The sequence below is a fragment of the Pandoraea bronchicola genome, assembly GCF_902459805.1.
GTDB lineage: Bacteria > Pseudomonadota > Gammaproteobacteria > Burkholderiales > Burkholderiaceae > Pandoraea > Pandoraea bronchicola.
On sequence record NZ_CABPST010000004.1, the window covers coordinates 228,986 to 245,534 of the forward strand.

At 63.8% G+C, this 16,549-nt stretch carries 14 protein-coding genes; 4 read left to right on the forward strand and 10 right to left on the reverse strand.

Features of this window, described 5'->3' with window-relative positions; genetic code table 11:
• Window positions 1-37: 37 nt before the first annotated feature.
• From ahpF to PBR20603_RS11190, 7 genes are all read right to left on the reverse strand, one after another.
• A complete protein-coding gene (gene ahpF / locus PBR20603_RS11160; RefSeq protein ID WP_150559588.1) occupies window positions 38-1,636 on the reverse strand; it encodes an alkyl hydroperoxide reductase subunit F in 1,599 nt (532 codons plus the stop codon).
• A 187-nt stretch (window positions 1,637-1,823) separates the two neighbouring features.
• Window positions 1,824-2,387, reverse strand: a complete 564-nt coding sequence (gene ahpC / locus PBR20603_RS11165; protein WP_150559589.1) for an alkyl hydroperoxide reductase subunit C — start codon at window positions 2,385-2,387, stop codon at window positions 1,824-1,826.
• Window positions 2,388-2,555: 168 nt separating this feature from the next.
• A complete protein-coding gene (locus PBR20603_RS11170) occupies window positions 2,556-3,224 on the reverse strand; it encodes an NHL repeat-containing protein (protein WP_150559590.1) in 669 nt (222 codons plus the stop codon).
• A 44-nt stretch (window positions 3,225-3,268) separates the two neighbouring features.
• Window positions 3,269-4,489: a helix-turn-helix domain-containing protein gene (locus tag PBR20603_RS11175; RefSeq protein WP_150559591.1), complete on the reverse strand. Its 1,221-nt coding sequence runs from the start codon at window positions 4,487-4,489 to the stop codon at window positions 3,269-3,271.
• Between the two features lie 144 nt (window positions 4,490-4,633).
• Window positions 4,634-6,133: a YfcC family protein gene (locus PBR20603_RS11180; RefSeq protein ID WP_150559592.1), complete on the reverse strand. Its 1,500-nt coding sequence runs from the start codon at window positions 6,131-6,133 to the stop codon at window positions 4,634-4,636.
• Between the two features lie 116 nt (window positions 6,134-6,249).
• On the reverse strand, window positions 6,250-7,044 hold the full coding sequence (locus PBR20603_RS11185) for an IclR family transcriptional regulator (protein WP_150559593.1): 795 nt from the start codon (window positions 7,042-7,044) through the stop codon (window positions 6,250-6,252).
• A complete protein-coding gene (locus PBR20603_RS11190; protein WP_150559594.1) occupies window positions 7,041-7,964 on the reverse strand; it encodes an N-formylglutamate amidohydrolase in 924 nt (307 codons plus the stop codon). The genes PBR20603_RS11185 and PBR20603_RS11190 overlap by 4 nt, the downstream gene beginning before the upstream one ends.
• A gap of 376 nt (window positions 7,965-8,340) precedes the next feature.
• Between PBR20603_RS11190 and PBR20603_RS11195 the strand changes: the two genes are divergently transcribed.
• Window positions 8,341-9,573: a porin gene (locus PBR20603_RS11195; protein ID WP_150559595.1), complete on the forward strand. Its 1,233-nt coding sequence runs from the start codon at window positions 8,341-8,343 to the stop codon at window positions 9,571-9,573.
• Between the two features lie 45 nt (window positions 9,574-9,618).
• Here PBR20603_RS11195 and PBR20603_RS11200 read toward each other — a convergent pair whose 3' ends face one another.
• Window positions 9,619-9,861: a hypothetical protein gene (locus PBR20603_RS11200; RefSeq protein WP_150559596.1), complete on the reverse strand. Its 243-nt coding sequence runs from the start codon at window positions 9,859-9,861 to the stop codon at window positions 9,619-9,621.
• Window positions 9,862-10,102: 241 nt separating this feature from the next.
• Between PBR20603_RS11200 and PBR20603_RS11205 the strand changes: the two genes are divergently transcribed.
• Both PBR20603_RS11205 and PBR20603_RS11210 read left to right on the forward strand, forming a co-directional pair.
• Window positions 10,103-10,540 (forward strand): MarR family winged helix-turn-helix transcriptional regulator, encoded by a 438-nt coding sequence (locus PBR20603_RS11205; protein WP_150559597.1) that lies wholly within the window; start codon window positions 10,103-10,105, stop codon window positions 10,538-10,540.
• A 52-nt stretch (window positions 10,541-10,592) separates the two neighbouring features.
• Window positions 10,593-12,377: a chloride channel protein gene (locus PBR20603_RS11210; RefSeq protein WP_150559676.1), complete on the forward strand. Its 1,785-nt coding sequence runs from the start codon at window positions 10,593-10,595 to the stop codon at window positions 12,375-12,377.
• Window positions 12,378-12,468: 91 nt separating this feature from the next.
• On the opposite strand, the gene PBR20603_RS11215 is transcribed toward PBR20603_RS11210, so the two are convergent.
• Both PBR20603_RS11215 and pobA read right to left on the reverse strand, forming a co-directional pair.
• Complete coding sequence (locus tag PBR20603_RS11215) at window positions 12,469-13,845, reverse strand: MFS transporter (protein ID WP_150559598.1); 1,377 nt, start codon at window positions 13,843-13,845, stop codon at window positions 12,469-12,471.
• A 282-nt stretch (window positions 13,846-14,127) separates the two neighbouring features.
• Entirely contained in the window at window positions 14,128-15,306 is a 1,179-nt protein-coding gene (gene pobA / locus PBR20603_RS11220) for a 4-hydroxybenzoate 3-monooxygenase (RefSeq protein ID WP_150559599.1), read from the reverse strand.
• 280 nt (window positions 15,307-15,586) lie between these two features.
• On the opposite strand from pobA, the gene PBR20603_RS11225 reads away from it, so the two are divergent.
• On the forward strand, window positions 15,587-16,513 hold the full coding sequence (locus tag PBR20603_RS11225) for a helix-turn-helix domain-containing protein (protein ID WP_174977883.1): 927 nt from the start codon (window positions 15,587-15,589) through the stop codon (window positions 16,511-16,513).
• The last annotated feature ends 36 nt before the right edge of the window (window positions 16,514-16,549 follow it).

Sequence of the window (16,549 nt, forward strand, 5' to 3'; positions counted from 1 at the left end):
GTCATGGGTTTGCGGCGCGAAGCCGCTTCGGCGAAGCTCAGGCAGCGATCTTCTCGGGGGTTGCCGCCTCGTCTTCCACCGAACTGAGCATCAGGTGCTCGAACGCGCCCAGGGAGGCCTTCGCCCCTTCGCCGACGGCGATCACGATCTGCTTGAACGGCACGGTCGTGACATCACCCGCAGCGAACACGCCGGGCACCGATGTCGTGCCCTTGGCATCGACTTCGATCTCACCGTGACGCGAGAGTGCCACCGTGCCCTTGAGCCATTCGGTGTTGGGCACCAGACCGATCTGCACGAACACCCCTTCGAGAGCCATCGTGGCCGTCTCGCCCGAAACACGGTCGCGGTAAGCGAGGCCGTTCACTTTCTGGCCGTCGCCGTGAATCTCTGTCGTTTGTGCGTTCATCAGCACGCGCACGTTCGGCAGGCTGCGCAGCTTGCGCTGAAGGACTTCGTCCGCGCGCAATTGCGCACCGTATTCAATCAGCGTGACTTCCTTGACGATGCCGGCCAGATCGATCGCGGCTTCCACGCCCGAGTTGCCGCCGCCCACGACCGCAACACGCTTGCCCTTGAAAAGCGGGCCGTCGCAGTGCGGGCAGTACGCCACGCCACGGTTACGGTATTCGCGCTCGCCCGGCACGCCGATTTCACGCCAGCGAGCCCCGGTGGCCAGCACCACTGCACGCGCCTTGAGCACGGCGCCACTGGCCAGATGCACTTCGTGGATCTTGCCGGGAATCAGCGCTTCGGCGCGTTGGGTGTCGATCACGTCGACGTCGTATGTCTTGACGTGCTGTTCCAGCGCGGTGGCGAACTTCGGCCCTTCAGTGTGTGTCACCGAGACGAAATTCTCGATGGCCATCGTGTCGAGCACCTGACCGCCGAAACGCTCGGCGACCACGCCCGTTGCAATGCCCTTGCGAGCCGCGTAGATCGCTGCCGCGGCACCGGCTGGGCCGCCGCCCACGATCAGCATGTCGTAGACCGGCTTGTTTTCGAGGGCCTTCGCAGCACGTGCGCTCGCACCGGTGTCGAGCTTCGCGAGCAGTTCCTTCACGCTGGTGCGGCCCTGCGTGAACGACTCGCCGTTGAGAAACACCGTCGGCACCGCCATCACCTGACGTGCTTCGACTTCGCTCTGGAACAACGCGCCGTCGATGGTGACCTGCTGAATGCGCGGATTGATGAGCGCCATGACGTTCAGGGCCTGCACGACTTCCGGGCAGTTCTGGCACGACAGCGAGATGTAGGTCTCGAAACGGAAATCACCGTCGAGCGCACGGATCTGCGCGATGGTGTCGTCGTCGAGCTTGACCGGATGGCCGCCCACTTGCAGCAGCGCAAGCACCAGCGACGTGAACTCGTGGCCCATGGGCAGCCCGGCGAAACGAATGCGCGGCGCCTCACCCGGCGTGCCGATGGCGAACGACGGACGGCGCTCGCCGGCATCCTGATCGACGTCGTGATGGGCCACGACTGCGATGTGCGGCGAGAGCGGAGCAATCTCGTCCACCAAGGCCTTCATCTCGGCCGCCTTGGGGCTATCGTCGAGCCACACGGCGATCTCGATCGGGCGCGTGACTTTCTGGAGGTACGTTTGCAACTGGGCTTTGAGGTTCGCGTCCAACATGGCGTTTTTCCGTCTCGATAGGGTGATAGGGCGAGCAGAGGCCACCGCGTCGGCCGGAGGCGGGCGCAGGTAAGCGTCGGGAATTCGGGATTGGGTGCCAGCGCGGCAGGTTTAGGGGGGCCGCCGCGCCGGCGGGACGCCGCCCTGTGACAAGAGCGGCGCTTGCTGCGGTGATAGCGCGTGGCGCTTAGATCTTGCCGATCAGGTCGAGCGACGGGCTCAACGTTTCAGCACCCGGCGTCCACTTCGCGGGGCAGACCTCGCCCGGGTGTGCGGCGATGTACTGGGCTGCCTGCACCTTGCGCAGCAGTTCCTTGGCGTCACGGCCAATGCCGTTGTCGTGGATTTCGCACAGCTTGATCTCGCCTTCCGGGTTGATCACGAACGTGCCGCGCAGTGCCAGACCTTCCTCTTCGATCAGCACGTCGAAGTTGCGCGAGATCGCGAGCGTCGGGTCGGCCACCATCGGGTACTGGATCTTCCGGATCGTGTCCGACGTGTCGTGCCAGGCCTTGTGCGTGAAGTGAGTGTCGGTCGAGACGCTGTAGATTTCGACGCCCAGCTTCTTGAACGCTTCGTAATGGTCGGCCAGATCGCCCAGCTCGGTCGGGCACACGAAGGTGAAGTCGGCCGGGTAGAACACCACCACCGACCACTTGCCCTTCAGGGTTTCGTCGGTCACGGTGATGAAATCGCCGTTTTGGTAGGCGTTGGCTTTGAACGGCTTGATCTGGCTGTTGATGATCGGCATGTCGTTGTCTCTCTGACGGGGTGGAAAGTGTTGTCAGTATGCCAAACGCTATCGATCAAGTTAAATTGATTATTAAAATCTATTCAATTAAGACAGGCTATCGGGGCCGATAGCCTGCCCGCTATGGCGATGACTGCGCGCTGGCCGCCCTCGCGGTGAGAGTCCCCGTCAGTCCTTGGGGTAGCGAACCGCGCGCACCTTGCCGCTCGCGCCGCCACCGCAATAAAAGACGCCTTGGCCGTCATACTCCAGACCGCTTACGCCAATGCCGCCGGGCATCTGCACACGTTTGAGCACGTCGCCGCCGGCGGGATCGACTTGCCGCAACTCGCTCTCGTCGTTTTCCCATGTGCCGTGCCACAGCTCGTCGCCCACCCACGTGACGCCCGTCACGAACCGGTCGGATTCGATGCGGCGCAGCACCCTGCCCGTTGCCGGGTCCACTTGCAGAATGCCGCGGCCGCGGTACTGCCCGACCCAAAGGCTGCCTTCGGCCCATGTCAGTCCCGAATTGCTGCCGCTGTCCGGTGCAGGAATCGAATGCACGACGCGACCGGTCGACGGTTCGATCTTGTCGATGCGGTCTTCACCGATCTGATAGAGATAGGTGCCATCGAAGGTGGTGCCGGCGTCGCTCGGGGCGTCGATGGCTCGGCGGACTTCACCGCTGACCGGATCGATGGCCAACAGCTTTTCCCCCGTGGCAGCCCACACCTGCTGTCCATCGAAGGTCACGCCGTGGATGCTCTCAGTGCCCGGGAAGGGGCCGTATTCGCAGGTGATGTCGGCTGCGCTCACGGCGGTCGTGCGAAAGTCTCGTTGCGGTTTGCTCGTCATATCAGGCTCCGGTTGTTACGCCGCGTTCGGCGTGCAAGTCCACTCTAGCCAAATGACCATCCAGCAGGGAGTAACAAGATCGTCGTGAATTCGGTGAGCGGAGGTGCCGTCCAGCGCTGCGCTCTGGCGCGACCGATTGCCCGTACACGGCCTTGCGATTCGAGTTCGCCGAGGGCGCGCTGAACCGTGCGCTGGCTGGCGCCGAGTGCAAGCGCCAGCGCCGAGGTCGACCACGCTGCGCCGTCTGCCAGCAATGCGATCAGCGATGCCCGGTCGCCGTCGATGGGCGGCAGCAACACGGTGAGCGCGTTGGCAGCCGTCGTTCGCAACGCGAAGCCGCGCGGGGTTGCGTCGATCTCGGCGATGCCCTTGAGCAAGGCCCGCAGACGTCCCACTTCAACGCGCAGGCGCACGCGATGCGTCTCGTCCGGATGCCGTAGCCGGAAGGCTTCCGCAATCAGCGTCTGCCTGTCAACGTCGCCCGGCCACGCGCGCGCCAATTGCAGCGCCAGTGTGAAGAGCACTGGCCGCTTTGCCAGCGGACGCCACGTATTGCCGAGGCTAACGCCACGACGACAGGCATCGATCACCAGGGCGTCCGAGCGAAGCAGTGACGTCACCTCGTCGAGGCTCAGTGTGCATTCGCCGTCCGCTCGCCATTGCCGTGCGGCGGGACGTCCCAACGCTTCGTTCAGGTTGTCGATTTCGGCACTGAGCGCGGGCACACCTGCAGCGAGCGCAGCGGTCTGCGCGCGGCCGAGCGCGTCGCGGGCATCGGCAATCCGAAGTGTGCGCAGGGCTAACTCCGCCGCGATCAGGGCATGAACGGCGACGTGACGCGCCGGCACGTTTGGCAGTGATACGTCGTGCAGGGCCTGCGCGGCCGCATCGAGTTTGCCGAGAAGCAGCAGGCGGCGAGCGATGAGCAGCCGCGCGAGCATGGCATTGGGGAAGTCGTCGCGTGCAGCAAGAACGGACGCCGCGTCTTGCAGCGTGCGTGAGGTACCGCCAAGATCGCGCATGGCGAGGGCGACTTCGGCATCGGCGACAACGCATCGCGCGCGGGCAAGCGCTTCATGAGCACCGAAGCCGCGCGCGGCGCGCTTTAGCAATTCGCGTGCACGCGGGTAATCGCCAAGCTGCGCCATCGCGATACCGCGCAGCGCGAGCGCCGGCGCATCGTCGCGAAGCGCGACACGACGCAGCGCACCAAGCGGATCGCCAGCGGCCAATGCGCGAGCGGAAGCGGCAATGAGGGAGTCCATCGCGCGATATTACCGCGTGAGGGCGGCACTACCTCGACACGCGTCAGCACTGCGATTCTGAGTGCGTTATGAAGGAAGCGTAAAGACGGCATTGCTTGAGGCGGGCTACAGGGAGGGCGCGCGAGGAGGTTACGCCACGACGCGTCAGTACCCGCTAAGCACCGCGAACGCCAGAGCGCCACCCGACAGCACCAGCAAGACGACGAACAACGGAAGGATGAACTTCAACCACTGACCGAAGCCAACGCGCGCCGTCGCGAGATACGCCAGCAACATGCCGGACGTCGGTGTGATCATGTTCGTCAACCCGCCACCGAGCAGGAACGCGAGCACCGAGGTCTGCGCGCTCACGCCAGAGAGCTGCGCAATCGGCCCGATGATCGGCATGCTGACCGCCGCCTTGCCAGAGACGGATGGAATGAAAACGTCCAGCGCCATCTGCACGCCCATCAGCCCATTGGCGACGGCCACCGCCGACTGGCCGCGCACCCCGCGTGTGAAGTCGTTGATGAGCGTGTCAAGCACATAACTCCCATGCAGAATGATCTCGACCGACGCCGCCAGCCCGATCAGCAATCCCGCCAGCATCATGCCCTTGAGCCCTTCCACGAACGCGTCGGCTGCCGTGCGCGAATCGAGGCGACCGACCACGGCCGTCACCAGACTCGTCAACACGTAGAAGGCCGATAGCTCCAGATTGCCCCACTTCAGCTCCCGCGTGCCGTAGACGAGCATGGCCGCTGCCAGCGCCAGCACGAGCAGCGTGGCCTTGTGACGTCGCGACAGGCGTGCATGCAGATGTGCCGCCATGGCCATCTGCGCCCGCGCATCGGCCAATCGGTAGTCGCTTCGATAGACGTGCCACAGAAAGTAAGCGATGCCCAGCGCAAGGAACACCACGAACACCGCAATGCGAAGCCCGATGCCCGAGAATAGCGGCAGGCCGACGAGCGGTTGTGCAACCGCGAGCGCCAGCGGATTCGTCACCGATGCGATGTACCCGATCTTCGCTGCAATCGCGACCAGCGCCACCGCGAACAGGTTCGACAACCCCAGACGGCGCGTGAGCACCATCACCATGGGAATGACGACGAGATACTCGGAAATGAAGCCGAGCAACGTGCTGCCCAGTGCAATCAGCACCATGAGCAGCGGCGCGAGCACATACATGTTGCCGGACGTCAGTTGCAGCAGCCGGTCGATGCCGGCATCGATGGCGCCCGTCTTGCGCATCACCCCGAACATGCCGCCGACGAACATCACCATGAAGATGAGCGGGGCGTTCTTCACCAACCCTTGGGGCACCGCGAGAAACGCCGACACGACGTTGGCCGGTTGCGCCTGTTCTGGCGTGCTGTGCGCGGCCTTCGGCGCAACGAGTATGCCGATGTCTTGCGTCTTCGGCACCACCTGATAGGTGCCCGGCACCACGAGCTTGCCGTCGCGCTCGAAGCGACCGGCATCGACCCACCATGTCATCGCTACCGCCACGATTAGCACCCAGAGCATCATGACGATGGGGTGCAACATCTTGCCGTGCGGCTTTTCGGTCTTGCCGGACTCGCCATCGCCGTGCCCGCCGGAGGCACGCGCGAGTTCGGAATGGGAATGCCCGTCGACGGGCGTCGGCGCAAGCGCTGTCATATCAGTCCTGCCTGTTGTCTCTTTTGTGTTTGTGAAATGACGTTGCGCTGCGCCCTGCCCCGGCCGGCCGATGCAATGCGCTCATTCGCTCGCCGGGGCCGGGGGATGACACCGGACTACGCCACCTTGTTGGCTTGCGCCTCGTTCGGCGCGTGCCCGCCAGCGGCGCCCGCATACCCCAGTTCGGCAGAAATCTGCCGGCTGCATGCCTGCAAACGCTCAAGATAATCGGGAATCTCGATGCGGCTGATGCGTGCTTCCGGACCGGAAATGGAGAGCGCCGCCACGACGTCGCCGGACACGTCGCGCACCGGCACCGCAATGGCAACGGCGCCGCTCGTGACTTCGCCCGCGCTCATGGCATACCCCTTGCGCGCCACGGCCGCCAGTTCGTCGGCAAATGCCATCGGCTCAGCGGCCACCGGCAAGTGCTTCATGCGCGCGAAGAACTCATTGCGAATGGCGTCCTGAGAGAACGCGAGCAACAACTTGCCCGACGCCCCCGAGCTGAGCGGCCGCCGATTGCCGACCGAGCCCACCGAGCGCACCTGATGTGTGGTTTCGCAGCGCGCCACACACACCGTCTCCAGGCCTTCGCGCACGCGCAGCACGATCGTCTCGTTGATCGCCTGATTGAGCGCGAGCATGTGCTTCTGCGCGGCGCGCACGAGAATGTTCTGCTGCGACGCCGCTACGCCGATGACAAACGCCTGCGGCCCCAGCGAATACGTGGTGGTGCGCTCGTCCTGCAACACGAAGCGGTTGTGTTCCAGCGTGCACAGCATGCGATACGTGCGCGACTTGTTGATGCCCAGACGATTGGACAGCTCCGTCACCCCGAGCCCCGGATGCTCCGCGACCAGCGAGAGCAGTTTCAGGGCGCTGTCGACGGAATCGACGATGTAATTCATGGGATTTCCTTCGGGCTTGACTGCGCGCGCACCCAACGGGCGAGCGCGGCCGTGAACGTTTCCAGGTTGCGCCCGAGCGTATCAAATCCTGCGTGCTTCACAAAGCGCGCCTCGTCCATATACAACGCGCGATTGATTTCGATCTGCAAGCTGTTGCGCCGACGGCCCGGATCGCTCACGGCAGTCAGCAAATCGCCCCCCTGATACGGCGTGTTGACCTGGACGCGGTATCCCAGATCACGCAAGGCGTCGGCGGCCCACTGGGTGAAGGCCGGGTCCGAGGTGGTCCCGAGCCGGTCGCTCACGACCATGTCCGGACGCGACTCGCCGTCGTCCACATTCATGGCATTCCCGCGCGATTTCATCGAATGACAGTCGACGTGCCACAGCGCCCCATGCCGGGCGTACGCGGTGTCGGCTGCCACGCGCAACGCCTGGCGATACGGCAGATAGTAGGCATCGATGCGATGGCGCACCTCGGCCACCGTCAGCTTGCGGTCGTACATCGGCATGCCCGGCAACGCGTAACGACGCAGCAGGCCCATGCCACGCACCGAGTATTTTTCCGGCGCGATGGGGCCCGGCCACGGCGCGTCGAGCATCTCGGCGTCGATGTCCGTCACGGCGCGATTGGCGTCGATATAGGCTCGCGGGAAGTTCGCGGCGAGCAGCGTGCCGCCATGACGCGGCACGCTTGCCCAGAGTTCGTCGACGAACGCGTCCCAGCCTGTGAGCAGCGCTTCGCGCGGCGCGACCGTGTCGAAGTCGTCCGGCATGTCGAAGCCGCTGTGCGGCGAGTCGAACACGATCGGCAGCGACGGCTCGCACGGCAGCATGACCATGCAGATGTCGCGGCGCATCGCCTCACCCGCCATGGGCGCGCCAGGCAAAGCCGTCGTGTTGTTTTCTTGCGTCACCATCAAAAATTTTTCCAACGTACCGGAGGCCATTCGACAGGCCGAAATCGCGGCGTTACATGCCGCCGAATCCTCGATGTCTTATTGATTAAAACAACGTATTAAAAATTAAGCCTCAAAAATTTGAGGCGGTCAAGTGAGGAATCTGTAATTCGAACAAGCACCGCCACCCTCTTCTCTCAAATTCCTGCCAGACAGGCAGAATTTCGGCTGTTTCAATCATTAAAATCCGTCGCACCCCGCATCTCAATCACTTTCACGCCGACGATTTTTTATCGACCGTTGACGCCTCCATTCTCCTGAATCGATAATTTTCAAAACGTTGTTTTATTCATTAAGACATCAGCAACAAAGCATTCAACACACCCGGAGGGGGGATATGAAGCAGAAGGTATGGCCAGGTGCTCGCGTGGCCGCAATGGGGATGGGGGTCGCGGCGCTGTCGGTGTTCAGCACGTCAGTCCGCGCACAATCGAACGTCACGCTTTACGGCCTGATCGACAGCGGCGTGACGTACGTGAGCAAGGTGGCGGTCCCGGGCAGCACGACCACGGGCAACCGCTTCAGCGTCGATAGCGGCGACCTTCAGCAATCGCGCTGGGGGATGAAGGGAACGGAGGATCTCGGCGGCGGCATGAAAGCGCTGTTCATCCTCGAAGGCGGTTTCTCGGTCGCCAACGGCACCGCCGGGCAGGGTGGCCTGCCCTTGGGCCGCACGTCGGTCGTCGGCCTTTCGAGCCCCTACGGTACAGTGCAGATCGGTCGCCGCAAGGACTACATCGACGAAATCGCGACCTGGTATTCGAGCGTCTATAACTTCGGCGTCTTCATCAATGGCGTGCACGACAACAACCTCGACCGCGTCGGTGGCAACCGCGCCAACAACTCGATCCGTTACGACTCGCCCGACTACCGCGGCCTGACAGCCAACGTCACGTATGGGTTCGGCAGCACAGCCGGCTCGATGGCGACGGGCCAGTCACTCGGCTTTGGCGCAAACTACAAATACGGCGGGTTCGGCGTCGGCTTCGGTTACTGGCAATCGCGACTGGGCACCGGCACGGCGGCCACGAACACATCGAGCGACGTGGGCGCGAGTTCGGGCGCAGGTTGCGATCCGGCGTTCGGGCAGGCAGGCGACGTGTGCATCCGCACGTGGATGGTCGGCACGAGCTACAAGTGGGACAAGGCACGCGTCTACGCATCGTGGTCACGCACGCTGCAACCGCTCGCGCGCTTCGGCGGCACGGCCGCACCGCTGGCCACCACGTTCACAAGCGCCGCGAGCAGCGGTGCATTCGCCGCCGCGGGGTCGAACAACAACGCGACGAACGTATTCGACGTGGGCGTGAACTATTGGGTACTGCCCAATCTTGAGCTGATCGGTGCGGTACTGCATTCGCGCTACTCGTTCGTCGGCGCACCGGCGACGGGGCGGCTGCTCCAGTTCAACGTCGGCGTGGATTACTTCCTGTCCAAGCGCACCGACATCTACTCGTACTTCGCGAACCTGCGGGCGTGGAATATGTATAACCCCGGCATTACCGGAGGCGCCCCGGGCCGCGATGCGACCCAGAACGCCATGACGATCGGTCTGCGTCACGTGTTCTAAGCGGGAGTGCCGCACCCTGCAACGGGGTGCGGTATCGAAACGGACTCAGTGCGCCTGGGACGTCGACGCCTCGCGGCAATCGGCCCCCGGACAAGCCGACGGCGAGCCGCGCGCATGCGCGGCCTGTCCGGACGACGTGCCCTGACGTCCGAATCCAATCTGTTCGAAGACACCGCCGCCCAGCTCGAAGCCGGTGGCGTAGTGATAGGCGGCCACTGTGGAGCCGAGTGCCACCGACAGCAACAACAACGTTCCCGTACGCCAGCGGCGTCGGACCGTGGAAGCCATGTCTCCTCCCTGTCAGAGGTCGGCCCGCTCGAACGACGCTCGTCACCAACCTACGGCAACCAAACGCCGGCATCTCGGCGGGGATCGAGTTTCAGTCAACGGCTGAGTCTCGTTTTTTCGCGATTCTGCACGCAGCGGGCCTCATTTGTCATCCCGGGTATCCCTAAGACCGCCGGATATATCGTGTTGTGATATATATTTCGGCTTTTGAACCTTCCTGCGCCCCTCGCCCACCCGACTGATGTCTGAGCCCACCTCCCCCGGTTCACCGATCACCGCCGATGCGCTGACCAAGAGCGATTTTGAAGCGCTTTCGGAGTTCCGCTATCGCCTGCGCCGCTTCCTCAATTTCAGTGAGGCGGCTGCGCGTGAGGGCGGTATCACGCCCCAGCAATATTTATTGCTGCTGCATGTGAAAGGTATACCGGGGCGCGACTGGGCGTCCATCGGTGAATTGGCCGAGCGCCTGCAAGCCGTGCATCACAGTGCGGTGGCGCTCGTCGCTCGTTGCGAGAAAGCCGGGCTCGTCACCCGCCGTCAGAATGAGAGCGACCGTCGCGTGGTGGAAGTGCATCTGTCGGCGGCGGGCGACGCGTGTCTCGCGAATCTCGCTGCCCAGCACCGCAACGAGTTGAGCACCTTCGCAGACATCTTCCACATTCGTGGCGTTCATCTGTAATCACGACACTGTCATGGCTTCCGTTCCGCATACCTTTTCGCCGCATCCGCCCATGGCAGCCCCCGCGCATGCACGCGACTTCACGCGCGCACCAGGACTGCCGCGACTCATTGCACTGGCCGCCGTCATTGGCTTTTGCGGTGTTCCGGCGGCATGGCTGCTGTTGCACCTGATTCAGGGCTTCACCAATCTCTTCTTCTATCAGACGCTTTCGTTTGCCCCCCGCTCGCCTGCCCATCACACGCTGGGTGCCGGGGTCATCGTGCTGCCGGTCATCGGCGGGCTGATTGTCGGAGCGATGGCGCGCTTCGGCAGCGACAAGATTCGCGGCCACGGCATTCCGGAAGCCATCGAAGCGATTCTGTTCGGCAAGAGCAAGATGTCGCCGCGTGTTGCCGTTCTCAAACCGCTGTCGTCGGGCATTGTGATTGGCAGCGGCGGCCCATTCGGCGCCGAGGGTCCGATCATCATGACGGGCGGCGCCATCGGCTCGCTCATCGCCCAGTACTTTCACCTGAGCGCCGCCGAGCGCAAGGCATTGCTTGTAGCGGGGGCGGCCGCCGGCATGACGGCCGTGTTCGGCACGCCGGTCGCTGCGGTCCTGCTCGCGGTGGAGCTCCTGCTTTTCGAATGGCGTCCGCGCAGCCTGCTGCCGGTGATCGTGGCCTGCGCCGTCGCCGGATTTGCCCGGCCACTGATGCTCGACGCCGGCCCGCTGTTTCCCATGACGACGCCCGGCGTCGCCCCCATCGCGCTGTTCTCGTGTCTGATCGCGGGGGGGTGCGCGGGCATCCTTTCGGCAGGCATGTCGCGCGCGCTCTACGCCATCGAAGACGGCTTCCATCACCTGCCGGTGCACTGGATGTGGTGGCCCGCCATCGGCGGCCTGGCTGTCGGCATTGGCGGCTACTTCCAGCCGCGCGCACTCGGCGTCGGCTATGACGTCATCGCAGACCTGCTCGCCGGGCATTTCACGATGCACGCCGCGCTGGCGCTGCTGCTCGTCAAGGCGATCATCTGGGCGATTGCCCTGGGCTCGTGTACGTCGGGCGGTGTGCTCGCCCCGCTGCTCATGATCGGCGCAGGGCTCGGCACGCTGCTCGCGCCGGTGCTGCCCGGCGGCGACGTCTCGCTATGGGCGCTCGTGTGCATGGCCGCCACGCTCGCGGGCGTGCTCGGCGCACCGCTGACCGCGATCGTCTTCGCCCTCGGTCTCACGCACGATGTGAATGCGTTACTGCCGCTGCTGCTCACTTGCGGTGTGGCATATGGCGTCACCCTCTGGATCATGCCGCGCTCGATCATGACGGAGAAGATCGCGCGACGCGGCCGTCACATCCATCGGGAGTATGGCGTCGACCCGCTGGAGCGCCTGCACGTTGGCGAACTGATGACGCGCGAGCCAGTGGCACTCAACGACGTCATGTCGATCGACGATGCGGCGAAGGAAGCATTCGGTGCGGGCCAGCGTCATCGCGCCTACCCCGTGGTCGACGCGTCGCACACCTTGCTCGGCATGGTTGACCGGCCAACGCTGATGCGCGCCCAAGCGCAGGGACTGCCGACCCTCGGCGACTTGTATGGTGCCAATCCGCCGCTCGTCGCACTGCCTTCGGAGACGGGACGGATCGTATCGGCACGCTTCGCCGCGCATCAACTGGAACGTCTGCCGGTCGTGAGCGACGCTACGTCGCGCAAGCTCATCGGCATCATCAGCCGAAGCGATCTGGTCAAACCGGCCGAGCACTGGCGCTCCGAAGAAGAGGTGCGTGAGCGCATGCTTCATCTCGGGCGCCGACGAAAGCCTTCGACGCAGAGGACTTCGAGCATTTCCTGAGCTTGCTGGCCGCGACGCCGCATGAAAAAGCGGCGCCCAGGGCGCCGCGTCCGGTATTGCCGTGGCTACGGATCAATCGACCCGGCGAACGTCAGTGCATCGCGGCGGAGTTACGTGCATCGTTTGAAGACGCCGGACGATCACCGGTGGCTCGCTCCCACGCGTTCTTCGCGAGTAGTGCGACGGTGGCGATCACCGCCGGGATGGCCAGCAGCGAGAACGTCGCCGAGAAGCCCAGATGACGGCGCATCAGCTCGGCCCCGAGCAAAGCGCCGGCAATGCCGCCGAAGCGCCCGATGCCGAGCATCCATGCCACGCCGGTGGCGCGGCCATGCGTCGGATAGAACATGGCGGCAAGCGACGGCATCGACGACTGCGCACCGTTCATTGCCGTGCCCGCAAGGAAGATCAGCGCAACCAGCAAGCCGATGTTGCCCATCGCCTGCCCGACCGCATACACCAGTACGGCGGTGAGCGCGTACCCGACGGCCACCACTTTCTGGGCGTTGAACTTGTCCATCAGCCAGCCCGACAGAATCGTGCCGATGCCCCCGCCCAACGGGAACAGGGCCGTGATGAGCGCGGCGCGTTCGATGGTGAAGCCCGCGTCCTTGAACAGGATCGGCATCCAGCTTGTGAGCAGATAGAAAATCACGAGGCCCATGAAGTACGTGAGCCACAGCATCACCGAACCGAAACCGTACTGCTTCGAGAGCACCACGCTGATGGCCGAACCGGCACGCTTCGGCGCCGCCTCGTTGACGGTGAACGTACCGACATCGCCGAGCGATTCGCCCGAGATGCGCGACAGAATGCGGCGCACGCGCTCCACCGGCTTTTGCCGGACCACGAGAAACTTCACCGACTCGGGCAGACACAGGATGAGCAGCACCGAGAGCACCAGCGGCAGCACGCCGCCGAGGACCAGCACGCTATGCCAGCCGAAGTGCGGAATCAGCCACGAGGCGACGAAACCGCCGACCGACGCGCCGAGCGGGAAGCCGCAGAACATGGTGTTGACGATGACTGCGCGACGCGACTCCGGCGCGTACTCGGAGATCAGCGTCACGGCGTTGGGCATCGCGGCCCCCAGCCCCAGTCCCGTGAGAAAGCGCAGTGCGGTCAGCGTCTCCAGATCCTGAGCGAAGGCGGTGGCAAGACTCGCCACACCGAAGAAGATGACGGAGAGCACCAGCAGTGTCTTGCGTCCCAGCTTGTCGGCGAGCGGTCCGGCGAAGATCGCGCCGCCAGCCAGACCGAAGAGCGCCGCCGAGAGCACCGGGCCGAGGGAGCCCCGGTCGATGTGCCATTGCTGCACGAGCGACGGTGCGATATAGCCGATGGCCGCCGTATCGAAACCATCGATGGCGACCACGAAGAAACACAGGATCAGCACCAGCCACTGATAGCGGGAAAACCGTTGTGCGTTGATATAGGCGGGCACGTCCACCGTGCGCATTTGATTCATGCAACTGTCTCCTCGGAGCGTGGCCGCCCCGTTTGTCATCCCATTATTATTTTGAAGTCACCGCCATCCACGCGCGCCCGTTTCCCTTGGGGGTGTCGCGCCCGTCAGTGCATTGCAGCACCGATGCAGCGATGCTGCGGCGTCAATTTGTGCCGCTACTCTACGTCTTTCGACTGCCCGCCAAAATGATCTTTCGTCAGAGCATCCATAACGAACGGTTATGCACGCGGCCACCGCTGGCGGTTATAGCACACCGGTGGCCAAGTCTCGCCGCAGCGCTTCTCAGGCGAGCGGCAACCCGACGTAGTTCTCGGCCAGCACGAGCGACGCCGCGCGCGAACTGACGACGTATTCCAGTTCCGAGCGCTGCATCTGCTGCTCGAACGGCGAGGCGTCGTCGAGACGATGCAGCATGCGCGTCATCCAGTACGAGAAATGCTCGGCGCGCCAGATCCGCTTGAGCGCCGCTTCGGAGTAGCCCTGAAGCCCTGTCTCGGTGTCTCGATGAAAGAAGTCGTCGAGCGCACGCGCAAGACGCCAGACGTCGGCCACGGCCAGATTCATACCCTTGGCTCCTGTCGGTGGCACGATGTGCGCGGCGTCGCCCGCGAGGAACAGGCGGCCGTACTGCATCGGCGTGGCGACGAAGCTGCGCATGGCGACCACGTTCTTCTGGAAGATCGGGCCCTCCTTGAGACGCCAGCCATCATGGCTCTCGGTGCGCGTATGCAGCTCATGCCAGACGCGCTCGTCGCTCCATTCCTCGGCACGCTCGTTCGGATCGCACTGGAAATACATGCGCTGCACGGTGGGCGAGCGCGTGCTGATCAGAGCGAAGCCACGCTCGTGCGCAGCGTAAATCAGTTCGTCGGACGACGGTGGCGCCTCGACCAGCACACCGAACCAGCCGAACGGATACACGCGCTGATATTCCTTGCGCACCGACGCGGGTATCGCCGGACGGCACACCCCATGGAAACCATCGCAGCCCGCGACGAAGTCGCACGTCAGACGCCGCGTCTGACCGTCCACCGTGAACTGCACACTTGGCTGCGTGCTATCCACGTCGTGCACCGCGACGTCCGACACGTCGAACAGAATTTCGCCGTGTACCGCCTCGCGCGCCGCAATCAGATCCTTGATGACCTCATGCTGCGCGTAGACGGTAATGGCGCGGCCCGTCAGTTCGGTGAGCGCGATGCGATGGCGCTGTCCGTCGAATGCCAGCTCAACGCCGTGATGCACCGCCCCTTCACGACGCATACGCTCGCCCACGCCCGTCTCGTTGAGGATGTCCATCGTGCCCTGCTCCAGCACGCCAGCGCGAATGGTCGATTCCACCGCGGCGCGCGAGCGCGATTCGAGCACGATCGACTCGATACCTTTGAGGTGCAGCAGATGGGAAAGCAGCAGGCCGGAAGGACCAGCGCCAACGATGACGACGGGGTAATGGGTACGCATGAATTGTCTCCTGAGATTGGCACCGCCCTCGTCCGGCACGTCAGGGCCGGGGCATTTCGCGACAGGAAAACGGCATACGTGCGGATTGCATTTCTTGGTTGCCTTGCGCACGTTGCACCAACTTAGGACTGCGCGTAAACGAGCATGTCGAAAGATTCGTTCACGCCTTGTCACGAGGGGCGAATGCGTCATATCTTATGGAGCGCGCGCGCCGCGTTGAATGGATGAATCGACGACTTTCTTGTACTTTTTTGACAACTTCTCCCAAGGGAAAACCAGTATGTCAGGCGTGCCATCCCGGCTGCGTGCGGCTCGCGAAACGATTCCGGAATTTTCGCTATACGGCGAATTGACGGAAACCGACAGCGCCGATTTCGTCCACATCGAATGGATTGAGACACGCAGCCGCCTCTACGACTGGCATATCGACACCCATCGGCATCTGGGGCTCTTTCAGGTGCTGGCGATTTTCGAGGGAAAGGTCGAAGCAAACGTCGACGACGCAACATGGGAAGTCGAAGGCCCGGCTGTCATCACGGTGCATCCGTCCGCCGTGCACAACTTTCGCTTCTCGCGCGGCGCACACGGCTTCGTGCTCACGATGGCGCAAAGCGTGCCTTTCGACGCGGCTATCGGCGCCGACGCCGATATGGAATCGCTGCTGAGCAAGCCGTGGCTCTTCGCGCTGGGCGATGCACCGCAAACACGCGATCGCCTTTACACGCTGCTGGGCCTGATCATGGATGAGTTTTCGCGCCCGCAACTGGGGCACGCGGAGATGGTTGGCTGGCTCACGCGCAGCGTGCTGCTTCTGCTCGCGAGGCTGCATGCGCATCATGATTCCGCGACACGCTCCGCACGCACGGAACTGGACCTGTTCGCCCGCTTTCGCGCGCTTGTGGAGACGCACTACACCGAAGCCTGGGCCATGCCGGCGTATGCCGAACGGCTGCATGTGACCGAGAGCAAGCTCAATCGCCTATGCCGGCGCATCGCCGGCAAATCGGCGTTCGATCTGGTGCAGGACCGGCTGATGCTCGAAGCGCGCCGCAAGCTCATCTATATTCCCGCGCCCGTCTCGCACGTCGCCTACGAACTCGGCTTTCAAGACCCTGCGTATTTCTGTCGCGTCTTCAAGCGGCATGTCGGCGTCACGCCATCGGCGTTCCGGCGCACGGCACAAAACACGCATCTGGGCGACGACTGACGTCAGCCGGGCGGGCAGGCGAGGTGGCGCCATCGA

Coding starts and splice junctions, on each gene's coding strand:
- ahpF (WP_150559588.1), bottom strand. CDS start 1,636: ATGTTGGACGCGAACCTCAAAGCCCAGTTGCAAACGTACCTCCAGAAA.
- ahpC (WP_150559589.1), bottom strand. CDS start 2,387: ATGCCGATCATCAACAGCCAGATCAAGCCGTTCAAAGCCAACGCCTAC.
- PBR20603_RS11170 (WP_150559590.1), bottom strand. CDS start 3,224: ATGACGAGCAAACCGCAACGAGACTTTCGCACGACCGCCGTGAGCGCA.
- PBR20603_RS11175 (WP_150559591.1), bottom strand. CDS start 4,489: ATGGACTCCCTCATTGCCGCTTCCGCTCGCGCATTGGCCGCTGGCGAT.
- PBR20603_RS11180 (WP_150559592.1), bottom strand. CDS start 6,133: ATGACAGCGCTTGCGCCGACGCCCGTCGACGGGCATTCCCATTCCGAA.
- PBR20603_RS11185 (WP_150559593.1), bottom strand. CDS start 7,044: ATGAATTACATCGTCGATTCCGTCGACAGCGCCCTGAAACTGCTCTCG.
- PBR20603_RS11190 (WP_150559594.1), bottom strand. CDS start 7,964: ATGGTGACGCAAGAAAACAACACGACGGCTTTGCCTGGCGCGCCCATG.
- PBR20603_RS11195 (WP_150559595.1), top strand. CDS start 8,341: ATGAAGCAGAAGGTATGGCCAGGTGCTCGCGTGGCCGCAATGGGGATG.
- PBR20603_RS11200 (WP_150559596.1), bottom strand. CDS start 9,861: ATGGCTTCCACGGTCCGACGCCGCTGGCGTACGGGAACGTTGTTGTTG.
- PBR20603_RS11205 (WP_150559597.1), top strand. CDS start 10,103: ATGTCTGAGCCCACCTCCCCCGGTTCACCGATCACCGCCGATGCGCTG.
- PBR20603_RS11210 (WP_150559676.1), top strand. CDS start 10,593: ATGGCAGCCCCCGCGCATGCACGCGACTTCACGCGCGCACCAGGACTG.
- PBR20603_RS11215 (WP_150559598.1), bottom strand. CDS start 13,845: ATGAATCAAATGCGCACGGTGGACGTGCCCGCCTATATCAACGCACAA.
- pobA (WP_150559599.1), bottom strand. CDS start 15,306: ATGCGTACCCATTACCCCGTCGTCATCGTTGGCGCTGGTCCTTCCGGC.
- PBR20603_RS11225 (WP_174977883.1), top strand. CDS start 15,587: ATGTCAGGCGTGCCATCCCGGCTGCGTGCGGCTCGCGAAACGATTCCG.